Origin of the sequence: Flavobacterium ardleyense (assembly GCF_033547075.1) — a bacterium.
Lineage (GTDB): Bacteria > Bacteroidota > Bacteroidia > Flavobacteriales > Flavobacteriaceae > Flavobacterium > Flavobacterium ardleyense_A.
In genome coordinates, this window is record NZ_CP137891.1 from 105,787 (window position 1) to 120,750 (window position 14,964).

Annotated in this window: 15 protein-coding genes; all 15 read right to left on the minus strand. The window is 37.8% G+C overall.

The annotated features are described in order from the left end of the window. Positions 1-4: 4 nt before the first annotated feature. On the minus strand, positions 5-316 hold the full coding sequence (locus tag SBO79_RS00420; protein ID WP_318641076.1) for a type II toxin-antitoxin system RelE/ParE family toxin: 312 nt from the start codon (positions 314-316) through the stop codon (positions 5-7). Further along, complete coding sequence (locus tag SBO79_RS00425) at positions 316-537, minus strand: hypothetical protein (RefSeq protein ID WP_318641077.1); 222 nt, start codon at positions 535-537, stop codon at positions 316-318. The genes SBO79_RS00420 and SBO79_RS00425 overlap by 1 nt, the downstream gene beginning before the upstream one ends. Positions 538-955: 418 nt before the next feature. After that, positions 956-3,010 carry an alpha-ketoacid dehydrogenase subunit alpha/beta gene (locus SBO79_RS00430; RefSeq protein WP_318641078.1) on the minus strand — a complete coding sequence of 685 codons (2,055 nt, stop codon included), beginning with the start codon at positions 3,008-3,010 and terminating at the stop codon, positions 956-958. Between the two features lie 68 nt (positions 3,011-3,078). After that, on the minus strand, positions 3,079-4,134 hold the full coding sequence (locus SBO79_RS00435) for a branched-chain amino acid aminotransferase (RefSeq protein ID WP_318641079.1): 1,056 nt from the start codon (positions 4,132-4,134) through the stop codon (positions 3,079-3,081). Between the two features lie 24 nt (positions 4,135-4,158). Beyond that, positions 4,159-5,478, minus strand: coding sequence for a dihydrolipoamide acetyltransferase family protein (locus SBO79_RS00440; RefSeq protein WP_318641080.1), 1,320 nt, complete (start codon positions 5,476-5,478; stop codon positions 4,159-4,161). Between the two features lie 41 nt (positions 5,479-5,519). Next, positions 5,520-6,119 (minus strand): acyltransferase, encoded by a 600-nt coding sequence (locus SBO79_RS00445; protein WP_318641081.1) that lies wholly within the window; start codon positions 6,117-6,119, stop codon positions 5,520-5,522. Between the two features lie 213 nt (positions 6,120-6,332). After that, entirely contained in the window at positions 6,333-7,085 is a 753-nt protein-coding gene (locus SBO79_RS00450) for an enoyl-CoA hydratase/isomerase family protein (RefSeq protein ID WP_318641082.1), read from the minus strand. 75 nt (positions 7,086-7,160) lie between these two features. Further along, positions 7,161-9,656, minus strand: coding sequence for a phenylacetic acid degradation bifunctional protein PaaZ (gene paaZ / locus SBO79_RS00455; RefSeq protein ID WP_318641083.1), 2,496 nt, complete (start codon positions 9,654-9,656; stop codon positions 7,161-7,163). Between the two features lie 51 nt (positions 9,657-9,707). Continuing rightward, a complete protein-coding gene (gene pcaF / locus SBO79_RS00460) occupies positions 9,708-10,916 on the minus strand; it encodes a 3-oxoadipyl-CoA thiolase (RefSeq protein ID WP_318641084.1) in 1,209 nt (402 codons plus the stop codon). A 50-nt stretch (positions 10,917-10,966) separates the two neighbouring features. After that, complete coding sequence (locus tag SBO79_RS00465; protein ID WP_318641085.1) at positions 10,967-11,374, minus strand: PaaI family thioesterase; 408 nt, start codon at positions 11,372-11,374, stop codon at positions 10,967-10,969. Between the two features lies 1 nt (position 11,375). Continuing rightward, positions 11,376-12,530, minus strand: a complete 1,155-nt coding sequence (locus tag SBO79_RS00470; protein WP_318641086.1) for a 3-hydroxyacyl-CoA dehydrogenase NAD-binding domain-containing protein — start codon at positions 12,528-12,530, stop codon at positions 11,376-11,378. Between the two features lie 26 nt (positions 12,531-12,556). Then, positions 12,557-13,336, minus strand: coding sequence for an enoyl-CoA hydratase-related protein (locus tag SBO79_RS00475; RefSeq protein ID WP_318641087.1), 780 nt, complete (start codon positions 13,334-13,336; stop codon positions 12,557-12,559). A gap of 63 nt (positions 13,337-13,399) precedes the next feature. Next, positions 13,400-13,900 carry a 1,2-phenylacetyl-CoA epoxidase subunit PaaD gene (gene paaD, locus SBO79_RS00480; protein WP_318641088.1) on the minus strand — a complete coding sequence of 167 codons (501 nt, stop codon included), beginning with the start codon at positions 13,898-13,900 and terminating at the stop codon, positions 13,400-13,402. Positions 13,901-13,904: 4 nt separating this feature from the next. After that, entirely contained in the window at positions 13,905-14,660 is a 756-nt protein-coding gene (gene paaC, locus SBO79_RS00485; RefSeq protein ID WP_318641089.1) for a 1,2-phenylacetyl-CoA epoxidase subunit PaaC, read from the minus strand. Continuing rightward, positions 14,661-14,942 (minus strand): 1,2-phenylacetyl-CoA epoxidase subunit PaaB, encoded by a 282-nt coding sequence (gene paaB / locus SBO79_RS00490; RefSeq protein ID WP_318641090.1) that lies wholly within the window; start codon positions 14,940-14,942, stop codon positions 14,661-14,663. Positions 14,943-14,964: the final 22 nt, after the last annotated feature.

Consider the following 14,964-nt stretch of genomic DNA (forward strand, 5'->3'; position numbering starts at 1 on the left):
TGCTTTAAATATTCTCAAGATCTTTAAATAGTTTATCGGGATTTGATCTAGTGTCAAAGATTGTCACGATCGTTATAGTTTTAGAATCTGCTTTATAGAATAGTGTAGTCTGCTTAGTCACGACGCATTTTCTTAATCCTTTTCTTATTGTAGATTCGGGAAAAACCTCAGGCTGTTCTTTTATTATATCAATGCAGCGGTCGATTTTCTTTACTAAATTATCTTTTACCTGAAGTGACCATTCCTCAATCAAATACACAAAAAGAGCATCTAACTTTTTTTTTGCCGTTTTTGATAGTACGACCTTTCGCTGCATTATCTGTGATTTTGCATAAATAAATCGTAGTCACTAACTTCTCCATTTTTAATTTCCAGCAAAGCTGTATCAATTTCATTTTGCTGTTTAAGAGATAGCTCATTCCAAAAATCATCTGCTATATCCTGTTTGAAAATCATCTTAATAGATGCAAGAATCTCAGGATTGTCAGTTGCTAGAAGTAATTTTGCCAATTGTATTTTTTCTGCTTGAATATCCATTTTACAAAGTATATACCTCAAAAATAAGAAATTTAAATTAAAGTGATAAAGTTGAACTTAAGTCCTTTATTATGTGATTTGCTTCGCCTGTTCGCTTTGCTCGAGTCTCCTTCGTCGAAATGACAGGCGTGTGGATTTGTTTGTAATGTTAATCATCAAATCTTTTACCTCTGATAGCGCGGATTTACTTGTTCATTAGGGCTAGCTCCTCGAGAGCAATCCGTGCCGGCCATCAAAGTCAATCTTAGTTTAAATCAAAAGTTCCACTAACCTTTGCGTCTTCCCTTTGCGAACTTTGCGGTAAAAAAAACTCATTTTGCTCACACAACAAAATTGTTTAATAATACTCACAAACAAATTCATAAAAAAAAGCCGCTTCAAAATTGAAACGGCTTAGTATAATAATATTGAAATAGTTTTAATAATTCATCAACTCTTCAATCTTTGCTCTTACTTTATCAACATTTGGAATCATTGTTTGTTCCAAAATGCTATTCAAAGGAATTGCTGGCATATTTTCAGAACCAATTACCATTACTGGAGCATCAAGATATTTGAAACATTTTTCTTGAATCATACCGGCAAGACTTCTTGCGAAACTATTATTTGTTGGTTCTTCTGTAACGACAAGACACTTTTTACTTTTTCGAACAGAAGTCAAAATTCCTTCTTCGTCAAGTGGTGCCAAAGTTCTTAAATCTATAATTTCTACCGATTCTTTCATATCAGCCGAAGCATTAAGAGCCCAATGAACTCCCATTCCGTAGGTGATAATGGTTAACGTTTCAACTGTATCGCTCGGCCAAATTTCTTGCACTATATTACTTTTGCCGAAAGGCAGAACATAATCTTCACTCGGCTCATTACAACGCGCCATATCCGTTCCTTTTACTTTAGACCAATAAAGACCCTTATGTTCGAGGATAACCACGGGATTCGGGTCGTAATAGGCTGCTTTGAGCAATCCTTTCAAGTCTGCACCATTACTTGGATAGGCAATCTTGATTCCTCGGATATTTGTAAGCACACTTTCTACAGAAGATGAATGATACGGACCACCAGAACCATAAGCTCCAATCGGCACCCGAAGCACCATACTCACTGGCCACTTCCCATTAGAAAGATAGCAAGATCTGCTGACTTCTGTAAATAATTGATTCAGCGCTGGCCAGATATAATCGGCAAACTGAACCTCAACAATTGGCTTTAAACCAACCGCAGACATTCCAACCGTTGAACCAACGATAAACGCTTCTTGGATTGGTGTATTAAAAACTCTCTGATCTCCAAATTTCTGTGCCAAAGTAGCGGCTTCGCGGAAAACTCCACCAAGTCTACCTCCAACATCCTGACCGTACAAAAGACTTTCGGGATGCTCGCGCATAATTTCTTCAACCGCGAAGAGTGCACAATCAACCATCACAACTTTCTCGTCGCGCTGCGGATTGCGTTCTCCTTTTTCTTCGGTAATTGGCGTTGGCGCAAAATCATTTGTAAACAGATCCGAAGGTTCTGGATCTTCAGCATCTAATGCTTTCAAATAGTCTTTTGCAACTGTTTTCTTTGCTTTTGCTTCGATCGAATCTATTTCTTCGTCAGTCGCTCCTGCAGCTTTAAGCTGATTGATCAAAACGGGATAAGGATCTCTAGTTTTTGCTTCTTCAAGATCATCGCGGTACCATTCCATTCGAACTCCAGAAGTATGGTGATTTAGCAATGGCACTTTTGCGTGAAGCAAAACTGGTCTGCGCTCTTCACGAATAATTTTTATCGCTTTCTGAACAGTCGCGTAGCTTTCTTCAAAGTTTGCTCCGTCAATCGTAAACGCTTCTAATCCGTGAAAACCTTTGCTATATTGATAAGCATCTTGAGCTCTTGTTTCGGCAGCATTTGCAGAAATATCCCAACCGTTATCTTGAATAAGATATAGTATCGGCAATTGCTTTAAAGCAGCCATTTGGAAAGCTTCGGCAACTTCTCCTTCGGTAACTGATGCGTCTCCAAGTGAACAGACCACAAGTGGCTTTTCAGATAAAGATTTATCATCAATTCCCGTTTGCTCTCTATACCAAAATCCCATCGCCGCTCCAGTTGCAGGAATTGCCTGCATTCCAGTTGCTGAGGACTGATGTGGAATTTTTGGCTTGTCATCATCTTTTAAACTTGGATGGCAATAATAAGTTCTTCCTCCAGAAAAAGGATCGTCTTTCTTCGCCATTAATTGCAGCATCAAATCGTACGGTTGCATTCCGATTCCCAGCATCATTGCATCATCGCGATAATACGGAAATGCATAATCTTGTGGTAATAATTGCATCGCAACCGCGATCTGAATCGCCTCGTGTCCCCTAGATGTGGCGTGCACATATTTGGAAACTATTTTAAAATTCTCCTCATACAATTCGGTCATTGCTTTGGCTGTAGCCATTGTAGCAAATGCTTTTTCGTAAACGGATTTTGTTATTTTGGTCATCTAATAAAATATTTCTTCTATTAAAACTGTGACAATTTAGTCACTAATAAGTGCTTTGATTAAAATGATTACTCTGCAGCAACCATCCAACCGAATTTATCTTCTGCAGTTCCCATTTTAATTGCGTTCATCGTATTATTTACATCCGTTGCAACTGGATTTTCTGCTGGAAATTTGATTGTTTTGTCTTTATAACCAATTTCTGAAACTAGTGCAATTCCAACCGCAGTACCTGCTCCAAAAGCTTCCTCTAAAGTTCCATTTTCCGAAGCTTCCATAATTTCAGAAATACTGATTGGTCTTTCTTCAACTTCATAACCTTTGTCTCTCAAAAGCTCGATACAACTTAAACGAGTGATTCCAGCTAAGATTGATCCGTTAAGATCTGGAGTGATAAATTTACCTGCGATTTTGAAAAAGATATTCATTGTTCCTGCTTCCTGAACATATTCAAAATTATGTGGATCTAACCATAAAACCTGGTCATATCCTTTTTTCTTAGCTAGTTCAGTTGGCAAGATCGCTGCTGCATAATTTCCGGCAACTTTCGCTTCTCCTGTTCCACCATTTACGGCACGAACATATTTTGTTTCAGCATAAAGTTTAATTGGCTTGCTGAAGTATTTTCCAGCAGGAGATGCAATAATTATAAATTTATAATTTGTCGCTGCTCTCATTCCAATAAAATGCTCGTCAGCATACATAAATGGTCTTAAATACAAAGCAGATCCTTCAGCTTTAGGAACCCATTCATTTTCGATCGCTACAAATTCTTTCAACGCTTGAACAAATAAATCTTCTGAAACCGTAGGCATTCCAATTCTTTGCGCGCTTAAATTAAAACGTTTTGCATTTTGCTCTGGGCGGAAAATAACTGCTTTCCCGTCTTTTCCAATTGTTGCTTTCATACCTTCAAAAATCGCCTGACCGTAGTGCAAGGCCATTGTTGCTGGATGTGTAGCGATTGGCGCTAGAGGTTCAATTCGAAGATTTTTCCATTCTCCATTTTCATAATCTGCAACAAACATATGATCCGTATATCTTTTTCCCATCGAAAGGTTGTCAAAATCCACTTCTCCTACCGCTGATTTTTCTGTAATTGTCTTTTTTATTGAATAAGCCATTCTGTATATGTTTTTAATTTTATTTTAAAGTGCGTTTGTTGTGTCGAATTTTTCTAGATAATCTCCAACTCTTCTCAGGAAAGATCCTCCTAAAAATCCATCAACTATTCGGTGATCAAAAGAAAGTGATAAAAACATCATACTTCTGATTGCGATTTCGTCTCCGTTTTTCCCTTGAATAACTTCTGGTCTCTTTTTAATAATTCCAAAAGCTAATATTGCTGCTTCTGGCTGATTGATAATTGGCGTTCCCATCAAGCTTCCGAAAGTTCCCACATTCGAAATAGTGAAAGTACTTCCCTTTACTTCATCTGGTTTTAGCTTATTAGTTCGAGAACTTTCTGCTAGGTGATTTACGGTCGCTGCCAATTCTGCAAGCGTTTTAGTATTCGCATTATGAACTACAGGAACGATTAAATTTCCAGTTGGCAAAGCAGTCGCCATACCAACATTTATATCTTTATGAACGATAATTTTCTTCCCATCTACCGAAGTATTAATCAACGGAAAATCGTTTATGGCTTTTGCAACAGCATCAACAAAAAGCGGTGTAAATGTCAATTTCTGATTGTGCTTTGCTTGAAAATCATTCTTAATTGAATTTCTCCAATTTACAAGATCGGTAACATCAACTTCCATGTACGCGGTCACGTGGGGCGAAGTGTGCTTAGAATAAACCATATGATCAGCAATCATCGATCTCATTCTGTCCATTTCTACAATCGAATCTTTGCCCTCTACAAAATTGATAACTGGCTTCGGATAAGACAGTGCAGGACTTGTAGCTTGTGGCGCCACAGCTGCAACTTGCAATCTCTGCAATGGATATTTTCTATTTTTTAAATAATTAAAAACATCGCTTTTGCGAATTCGTCCTTCAGCTCCTGTTCCTTCAATGCTCTGAACTTCTTCTAATGAAAGATTTTCCTTTTGTGCTATGCTGATAATCAAAGGAGATAAAAATGCCTCTGGATTTGATTTTAAAGGCGCTGCATTCTGAACAACTTCTTGAGTTGAAGCATTCGACTTTACTGCTTGTTTCGGAGCATCTTTCTCGACCTTGGCTTCGGTTTTTTTCGCTTTCGCTAAATTGTCTCCGCTTGCAGATTGATCGATTCGAGCCAAGACTGTTCCTACAGCCACTACTTCGTCCTTTTGAACTAGGATTTCGGTAATAACACCACTGATATTCGACTGTACTTCGCTATCAACTTTATCAGTTGCAACTTCTACAATTGTCTCTTCGGCATCAACGTAATCGCCAACTTCCTTGAGCCAATTTATGACCGTTGCTTCTGAAATACTTTCGCCCATCTTGGGCATTTTAAATTCAATTATTGGCATAATATTTATTTATAGCTTTTTTAGTATAAAGCCAATTCTCGCTATTTATTTTTAAATTCTTCCAACGTCTGATACAATGCTTCTTGTGCTGCCGGCCTATCTTCAGGAATTTCTCGCAATGGCTCAACTTCTTTAAGCGTTTCGTGACATTGTCCTGGTAACTTTTGATACAATGCAGTACCTTTTGTTTTCCAAGCAATCATATCATCGGTAATATCTTTTATGATTTTCGCAGGATTTCCAACCACCATTTTTCTATTCGGAATTTCTGTTCCTCCTTTTATAAAAGTCAAAGCCCCAACAATGCACTCGTCTCCAAGTGAAACATCATCCATTAATACAGCGTTCATTCCCACAAGGCAATTCGCACCGATATTTGCTCCGTGAATAATTGCTCCGTGTCCAATGTGCGCACCTTTTTTCAAAGTAATCGACTTTCCTGGAAACATGTGAATTGTACAGTTTTCTTGAACATTGCAACCATCCTCAATAATTATTTCGCCCCAATCACCACGAATCGCAGCGCCTGGGCCAACATAAACATCTTTGCCAATAATTACATTCCCAATTACTGCTGCAAGTGGATGTACAAAACTACTTGGATGCACAACCGGAATAAATCCTTGAAATTCGTAAATCATATTTTTGTTGTATTACTGTATTTATGTATACTGTATTGCTGTATATTGTATTGTTGTATTGCTATATAAGTGTATAATGAATCGCTGTATATTCTATTATTGTAAAGTTGATTTACACAACATTTCTACAGTATACATTTTTACAATATACAGTATACAATCCTACAGTATACATTCCTACATTATACAATTTTTACAATATACATTCCTCTTCTACTTAAATCTCTTAAGCGTTTCCTTCGTGAAATCAGACAAAACCAGTCTCCCAGAAATTGCTGCTCTTTCCTCAAGAAGTTCATCCCAATTGTCGCAACCGCGCCAAAAGATCTTTTTCATTTCCATCATTGCTTCAGGATTGTACGTGCATAAATGCGTTGCCATTGCTAAAGTTGCTTGATCAAGCTCTTCGATGCTTTCGAAAACATTTGCATACAAACCTTTGTCTTTTGCCCAATTGGCATCATAAAAAGTATTCGCATCAATTGCAATTTGAGACATTCCCGAAACTCCAATTTTACGCTCGATTGCTGGACTTACCACAAATGGTCCGATTCCAACATTCAATTCACTTAGTTTGATAGAAGCGAATTTCGATGCCATACAGTAATCTGCAGCAGCGGCAATTCCTACTCCTCCACCAACAGTTTTTCCTTGAATTCTTCCGATGATAAATTTAGGACATTTGCGCATTGCATTTATAACATTGGCAAATCCCGAAAAGAAAACTTTTCCTGTAGCAGCGTCATTGATCGAAATTAATTCTCCAAAACTTGCTCCTGCACAGAAAGTTCTATCACCACCACTCTTAAGAATGATGATTTTTATTTCGTCGTTTTTTCCTGCTGCTTCAATAGTAGCAGCAAGTTTTCCTAGTATTTCACCAGGAAGTGAATTTTGCTCTGGATGAAAAAATTCAATCGTAGCAATATTATTTTCTATATGTTGTTTTACGTATGCTTCTGTCATAATCTTATATATTGTTCAACTTCTACAGCATCAATTATTCGTGATACCTTTAGCGAAAGCGATAATTTTCTAAATCTAATCTAGCAATTCAAATTGCTTAAAGTGATGATTCAAATGTTTTGTATTTAACAAATCCCACTCATATTTATTCATCATTCCAAAGACCGAATTTTTAGTTCTTGTCTCTGGATTTTCTTTGAAAAATGCTTCGTACTGCTCAATTGCTTCCAGCAATTTATTCTTGGCTGTAGCCAAATCTGCGTGGATCAATTCAGCGGGAGCGTCAGGATTCATCAGAGGATGTTTGTGATTTAAAGGCATCGGATTGTGATTAAAAATCGTCTCGCGGTAAATTTCCAGATGCTCTTCTGGAGTTGCAATTTCAAAATTCTGAATTTCTCCTGAAGCCATTCTATAAGAAGATTCAAGGTGCTCCAGCATATTTTGTGCAGACATCATTCCCCAATTTGCAACCGTTGAATCTGTTAATTTCGAAATATGATTTTCGATAGTTTCAGCATTAATTTCAGCAAATGGACTCTTTTTGCTAACCATTGTCAAAATTGTTGCAACTGCTACCAATTCGTCTTTTACATCAAAAACTTCTACAAACCACTTCACAATTCCGCTTGGAGTTTCCTCGCCACGGCTGTCTCTATCTACTTTTTGCTTACAAGTAAGACGAACGTAAACCGTGTCATTATCGTAAATAGGACGTAAAAATCTACAGTCTTCAAGACCATAATTCGCCACTACTGGTCCTTTATTTGGATAAACAAAAAGTCCCGCGGCAGCAGCAAGAATAAAGTATCCGTGCGCTGTACGTTTTTCAAAAATACTTCCTTGCAAAGAAGTTACATCGGTGTGAGCATAAAAATGATCCCAAGTAAGATTTGCAAAGTTTATAATATCTGTATCGGTGATGGTACGTTTGTGCGTTTTAAGCGACATTCCTGCTTCGATATCATCCCAATAATATTTAAATGGATGCTGAGGCGCTTCTTTATATTTTGAATTCGGCTGATAAATTCCAGTAATTTCGGTAAGAGTTGTTGGCGATCCTTGAACAGCGCAACGCTGCATAAAGTGCTTGATACCGCGCACTCCACCCATTTCCTCTCCACCTCCAGCACGACCTGGTCCACCGTGAACCAATAATGGCAATGGCGATCCGTGACCTGTGCTTTGCTTGGCATTTTCTCGGTTCAAAACCAAAATTCTACCGTGGTGCGAAGCTGCATTTATCACATATTCGCGAGCTATATTGTCGTCATTTGTAACAATCGAAGAAACTAGCGAACCTTTACCCATATTGGCAATGGTCACTGCATCTTCGGTCGTATCGTAAGGCATAATTGTTGCAACTGGACCAAAAGCCTCAGTTTCGTGGACAAGAGTATTTTTGAAAGGCTCGTGCTCTACAAAAAGCATTGGTTTGATAAAAGCACCTTTATCAGTATTCTCACCGATGGTCTGTGCTTTATCGTAATTTCCGTAAACTAATTCGGCAGTTTTTCCAATCTCTCTAGCTCTTTCATAAACCTCTTCAACTTGTTTATGATTTACCAAAGATCCCATTCGAACTTCCTTTAAACGTGGATCACCAATTGTAACTTTATCAAGTGCTTTTCCTAATGCGATCTGAACATCTTCTACCAGGTTTGCAGGAACCACAAGTCGGCGAATTGCAGTACATTTCTGACCACATTTCACGGTAATTTCACTTCTCGCCTGACTGATAAATAAATTAAATTCTGGTGTTCCAACCACTGCATCTTTCCCTAAAACCGAACAGTTTAATGAATCCGCTTCAAGGTTGAAAGGAACAGATTCCTGAATAATTCTTTTATGAGATTTCAGCATTTGACCAACCGCCGCAGATCCCGTAAATGTTACAACATCTTGAGATTCTACGTGATCCAAAATCGTATTTGCCGATCCACTAATCAATTGCAAAGCGCCTTCTGGCAAAATTCCAGATTCGATGATCGACTTCACAACTGCTTCGGTCAAATATGAAGTTGCAGTTGCAGGCTTTACTACTGCTGGCATTCCAGCCATCCAGTTCACCGCACATTTCTCCAACATTCCCCAAATTGGGAAGTTAAAAGCATTGATATGAATCGCAACTCCTGTTTTAGGAACAAGAATATGGTGCGCCATAAAACGCCCACCTTTTGATAAATCAATTGGATCTCCTTCAACATCAAACGGCTGATTTGGGAATAGTTTTCGCAAACTTGCATTGGCAAAAAGATTTCCAAAACCACCTTCAATATCAATCCAAGAATCTACTCTCGTAGCGCCCGTTTTATAACTTATTTCGTAAAACTGCTCTTTTCTTTTTGTAAGATAAAGTGCTAAGTTTTTAATCATATTTCCACGCTCCTGAAAAGTCATTTTACGTAGTTTCTGTCCACCAATTGTACGTCCGAAATGAAGAATTTCTCCAAAATCTAAACCTTCAGTTGTTGTGTGACCTATAATTTCGCCGTTAACAGAATCGTATAATGCTGAACCTTCGCCCAAACCATCCGTCCATTTTCCGCTGATATAATTTCCTATTTTCATCTTGTATTTTTATAAAAATATTATTTTCGCTTTCGCTAAATTACCGCTGTACTATGATTGGTATCTTTCCAAAATAGCTGCATAACCTTGTCCAACTCCGATGCACATTGTTACCAAAGCGTATCTTTTTTTAGTTTTATACAATTCCAAAGCTGCAGAATACGCAGTTCGAGCTCCTGTAACTCCTAGAGGATGTCCAATTGCAATTGCACCTCCATTCGGGTTGATACGAGCGTCATCATCTTTTAATCCCCACTCACGGATGCAGGCAAGACTTTGTGCTGCAAACGCTTCGTTAAGTTCGATAATGTCCATATCTTCCATTTTTAATCCGGCTTTCGCCAAAGCTTTATTTGCCGCCTCAACTGGGCCAATTCCCATAATACTTGGAGATACTCCAACTACTGCCGAACTTACAATTCTAGCAAGTGGGTTTAAATTATACTTTTTTACCGCATCTTCTGAAGCAACAATTACCGCTGCAGCACCATCATTTAAACCCGAAGAATTCCCAGCAGTTACACTTCCTTCTTTTTTGAAAGCAGCTCTTAGTTTTCCTAAACCTTCAAGTGTAGAAGTTGGTTTTAAGAATTCATCTTGAGCAACAACTTTTGCGTCTCCTTTGCGCTGAGGAATTTCAACATTTACAATCTCTTCTGCTAGACGTCCTGATTCCTGAGCTTTTTTAGCTTTCATCTGACTGTTTAAAGCAAATTTATCTTGATCCTCACGAGAGATATTGTATTTTGCTACAAGATTTTCGGCCGTTTCGCCCATACCTTCAACTCCATACATTTCTTTCATCTTTGGATTTACAAAACGCCACCCAAAAGAAGAATCATACATTTTTGAATCTGTTCCGTACCCTTTGCTAGATTTAGAAATAACTAATGGTCCACGAGTCATATTCTCAACTCCACCTGCAATAAAGACATCACCATCACCCGCTTTTATAGCGCGATTTGCGTGAATTATTGCCGATAATCCTGAACTACAAAGTCTGTTTACAGTTTCGCCAGGAACCGTTTCTGGTAATCCCGCCAAAAGTAATGACATACGAGCAACATTTCTATTATCATCTCCAGCTTGATTTGCACAGCCTAAAATAACATCATCATAAGCTGATAATGGAATTTCTGGATTTCTTTCGGCAACAGCCTTAATAACTAGAGCACCCAAATCATCCGCTCTCACCTCTGATAATGCTCCTTGATAACTCCCAATTGGAGTACGTATTCCATCAATTATATATGCTTCCATCTATTCTTTATATTTTGAAATCAGTTTATATCCTGATCATTTGTAACTATTTAATCTTCCCATTCTTGAGATGTTCTAAAAGCAACACCTTTAAAAATCGCAACAACAGTCTCGTCGCGTTTGATTAGAATATTGTAAAATCCCAATTTATTTTTCAAGCTTTCTAAAGATACTTCGGCGTAAATTTCATCTCCTTCATTTAGCGCTTCAATATGATTTATTGACGTTTCTATCGAAACTGCTTTACGTCCGTTGGTGTTTGCAGTAAATCCAAAAGCTGTATCCGCTAATGAATATGCAATTCCTCCGTGCGCTTTTCCCATACTATTTAGCATCTCTTGTCTTACGATCAAACCAACCTTAACTTGCCCAACTTCTGAGGAGATAATCTTGATTCCCAACCATTGCGAAAACGGATCGAGACTCAACATTTTGTGCGGTATATCTTGTCCTTGCATCTTAGTAAAATGTTTTGTTCTCACGCTTCATTTTACGCAAGATTGAACTACATCTGTAGCGGTCTTCGTGGTATTCGTTGTAAAGTTCATCCAATTTATCAACACAATATCCGATGCCTTTTTCGTCTGCCCAAGCTAATAATCCTTTTGGATAATTCACGCCTTTGGTCATTGCATTGTCTATATCTTCGGCGGAAGCCACATTAAATAAAAGTGCATCGGCAGCTTCATTTATCAGCATAATCAGCACTCGGTCAAAAATCATATTTGCCAATTCTGAATCTTCTTTCGGCTCAGGTTTAACTGCATTTTCTGCATAATTATAATAACCTCTTCCAGTTTTTCTTCCAAAAAATCCAGCTTCGCTCAAACGTTTTTGAGTAAAAGAAGGCTTGTATCTTGGATCGAAATAAAAACTTGTAAATACCGATTCGGTAACCGCATAATTCACGTCATTTCCAATAAAATCCATTAGTTCAAACGGACCCATTTTGAAATTCCCAAGAGTTTTCATTGCGGCATCAATAGTTGCGAAATCAGCAATTCCCTCTTCGTTGATTCGCAAAGCCTCGCTGTAGAAAGGTCTAGCCACACGATTTACGATAAATCCAGGAGTATCTTTTGCAACCGCAACGGTTTTTTTCCAAGATGAAATGGTAGCTTTTACTTTATTTAAAACTTCGTCACTTGTCTGAATTGCTGGAATTACCTCAACAAGTTTCATCAAAGGTGCAGGATTAAAAAAGTGAATTCCGATTACTCTTTCCGAATTTTTGCAAGAAGCAGCAATCGATGCAATCGACAGAGAAGACGTATTTGAAGCTAAAATTGCAGTTTCAGATAAAAGTGATTCAAGTTCAGCAAAAAGTTGTTTTTTTATTTCTAAATTTTCGATGATTGCCTCAATCACTAATTCGGAATCAGACAAATTTTGAATTTCATTTACGTAAATAATATTCTGCTGAATTCTATTTTTTTCTTCTTCTGAAATTTTTTCTTTTTCAATTAGTCTGTTCAAAGTTTTCTCCAAAGCAGATTTACTTCTATCCAAAGCTTCTGTGTTTTTATCGAAAATCTTTACGGTACATCCAGCAGTTGCCGCCACTTGTGCGATGCCACTTCCCATAGTACCTGAACCTATTATTGCTACTTTCATCAATTAAAATATATCGTTCTAAATTATTAGTTTCCTCTAAATTCTGGTTTTCTCTTTTCTACGAAAGCGGTAACACCTTCGTTGTAATCGTGAGATTCTGCTGCTTGAATTTGAAGTTTTGATTCCATTGCAAGTTGCTCTTCAAGAGAATTTGTCAATGATTTATTCAATAATCTTTTTGTTAATCCAAGTGCAAGAGTTGGCATATTCGCCATCGTTTCAGCAAGTTTATTTACTTCTTCTTCAAACTGTTCGGCTGGAAAATATTTGTAAATCATTCCTAATTCAACCGCTTCTTTTGAGCCAACTTTATCTCCAAGCATCATTAAGGCAGTTGCTTTTTGCATTCCGATTAATCTTGGCAAAAAGAACGTTCCAGCACTATCTGGCACAAGTCCAATTTTGCTGAAAGCCTGAATAAATGCTGCGTTTTCGTTTGCTACCACAATATCACAAGCAAGTGCGATATTGGCTCCTGCTCCTGCTGCAACTCCATTTACCGCCGCAATAATTGGTTTTTCGATGCTTCGTAGTCTCGAAATTATTGGATTATAATGTTCTTCTAATATCGCTTTGAATCCTGGATTGAGTTCAGCCGAAGTAACTTCTTTTAAATCCTGACCTGCACAGAAAGCTTTTCCAGCACCAGTTAAAACAATCGCGCGAACGCTATCATCTGCTTCACATTCATCTAAAATCGTCTGAAGTGACAAGGCCATTTCGCGATTGAAGCTATTAAAAACGTCCGCTCTGTTTAATGTAACAAAAGCGATATTATTTTTAATATTTAATAAAATTGAACTCATAATTTAAAGTGTATTAAAAGCAAAAACTTCACGTTGCTAGAACTTGAAGTTTTTTATATAGTTTTATTTTAGACATTTGAAATAGTCAAAAGGCTCGCTGCAGTCTTGACATTGAAAAAATGCCTTGCAGGCCGTCGAACCAAATTGACTGACTAACTTGGTATTAAAGGATCCACATTGCGGACATTTGACTAGCTTCTTATCGTGAAGAAGCGCGTCTTTATCAGCATCTGCTTCTAAGGGTGCGGCAATTCCATATTTCTCTAATGCTGTTCTGCCTTTTGGAGTAATCCAATCTGTAGTCCAAGCGGGAGATAATATCAAATGGATTTTTGCCTGATAACCTTCTTTATTGAGCGCTGCGGTAATATCATCTCCAATAACATCCATTGCTGGACAACCGCTGTAAGTTGGAGTAATTTCAACGTGAACAATACCATCAATCATATTCGCAGATCGAACCACTCCCATATCCATAATGGAAAGTACGGGAATTTCTGGATCTGAAACAGAACCAAGAATTTCTAAGAAGCGAGAATCGATATCGTTGAGATTGCTTACCATTTTTTTACCAAGTCATATTTGGAAACGTACGTTGCATATATTGCATATCCGCTAGGATATAGCCCATGTGCTCAGTGTGAATTCCAAGTTTACCACCTTTTTGGAAGTACTCAATTTTAGGAATTTCTAAAGTTGATTCTTCTAGAATTGCCGAAACATTTTTATAATATTCTTCTTTAAGCAAACGAACATCTACTCCTGCCCCAGATTCTGCAATTGCGATATCTGCATCAGTCATATGAAATAATTCGTCTGTATAAACCCAAAGATCATCTATTGCATTTTGCATTTTACCTCTACTTTCAAAAGTTCCATCTCCAAGTCTTCTTACCCAATCAGATGAGAAACGCTTGTGATAGCTAACTTCTTTGATGCTTTTCACCGCAATTGCAGCCAAAGTTTCGTCTGTACTACTTTGTAATTTTTGCAAAAGCAAAATATGAAAATGATCAAATAAAAACTGCTTTGCAATTGAATATGCAAAATCAGTATTTGGCTGCTCTACAAGAAGAACATTTTTATACTGACGTTCTGTTCGTAGAAATGCAAGTGTATCTTCCGTAGCGTCGTTTCCAACAATCTTTGCTGCATATTGATAGTAACTTCTCACTTGACCAAAAAGATCTAGTGAAATATTAGTCATTGCAATATCTGTTTCCAGACTTGGACCGTGACCTGTAAGCTCTCCAATTCTTTGACCCAAGATCAATGAATTATCCGCAATTCCGCAAATGTATTGAACTAAATTATCTTGCATCATTTACATGTGTTTTAGTTCCTCTGGAAGTTCATAAAAAGTTGGGTGGCGGTATGCTTTATCATTTGCAGGATCAAACATTTCTGCGTTATCATCAGGATTTGAAGCTGTAATTTGCGCAGATGGAACTACCCAAATACTCACACCTTCATTGCGACGAGTATATACATCACGTGCATTTTCTACTGCCATTGTTGCATCGCTTGCACGAAGGCTTCCCACGTGGCGGTGTTCTAATCCGTTTTTACTGCGAATGAATATTTCCCAAAGAGGCCAATTTTTCATAAGATTCTATTTTGTTCTAACC

What these genes read in the sequence shown, in the direction of transcription:
- paaC (WP_318641089.1), bottom strand. Translation starts at nt 14,660, where the DNA reads ATGATGCAAGATAATTTAGTTCAATACATTTGCGGAATTGCGGATAAT.
- SBO79_RS00440 (WP_318641080.1), bottom strand. Translation starts at nt 5,478, where the DNA reads ATGCCAATAATTGAATTTAAAATGCCCAAGATGGGCGAAAGTATTTCA.
- SBO79_RS00425 (WP_318641077.1), bottom strand. Translation starts at nt 537, where the DNA reads ATGGATATTCAAGCAGAAAAAATACAATTGGCAAAATTACTTCTAGCA.
- paaZ (WP_318641083.1), bottom strand. Translation starts at nt 9,656, where the DNA reads ATGAAAATAGGAAATTATATCAGCGGAAAATGGACGGATGGTTTGGGC.
- SBO79_RS00475 (WP_318641087.1), bottom strand. Translation starts at nt 13,336, where the DNA reads ATGAGTTCAATTTTATTAAATATTAAAAATAATATCGCTTTTGTTACA.
- SBO79_RS00420 (WP_318641076.1), bottom strand. Translation starts at nt 316, where the DNA reads ATGCAGCGAAAGGTCGTACTATCAAAAACGGCAAAAAAAAAGTTAGAT.
- paaB (WP_318641090.1), bottom strand. Translation starts at nt 14,942, where the DNA reads ATGAAAAATTGGCCTCTTTGGGAAATATTCATTCGCAGTAAAAACGGA.
- paaD (WP_318641088.1), bottom strand. Translation starts at nt 13,900, where the DNA reads ATGGTAAGCAATCTCAACGATATCGATTCTCGCTTCTTAGAAATTCTT.
- SBO79_RS00435 (WP_318641079.1), bottom strand. Translation starts at nt 4,134, where the DNA reads ATGGCTTATTCAATAAAAAAGACAATTACAGAAAAATCAGCGGTAGGA.
- SBO79_RS00465 (WP_318641085.1), bottom strand. Translation starts at nt 11,374, where the DNA reads ATGCAAGGACAAGATATACCGCACAAAATGTTGAGTCTCGATCCGTTT.
- SBO79_RS00450 (WP_318641082.1), bottom strand. Translation starts at nt 7,085, where the DNA reads ATGACAGAAGCATACGTAAAACAACATATAGAAAATAATATTGCTACG.
- SBO79_RS00445 (WP_318641081.1), bottom strand. Translation starts at nt 6,119, where the DNA reads ATGATTTACGAATTTCAAGGATTTATTCCGGTTGTGCATCCAAGTAGT.
- pcaF (WP_318641084.1), bottom strand. Translation starts at nt 10,916, where the DNA reads ATGGAAGCATATATAATTGATGGAATACGTACTCCAATTGGGAGTTAT.
- SBO79_RS00470 (WP_318641086.1), bottom strand. Translation starts at nt 12,530, where the DNA reads ATGAAAGTAGCAATAATAGGTTCAGGTACTATGGGAAGTGGCATCGCA.
- SBO79_RS00430 (WP_318641078.1), bottom strand. Translation starts at nt 3,010, where the DNA reads ATGACCAAAATAACAAAATCCGTTTACGAAAAAGCATTTGCTACAATG.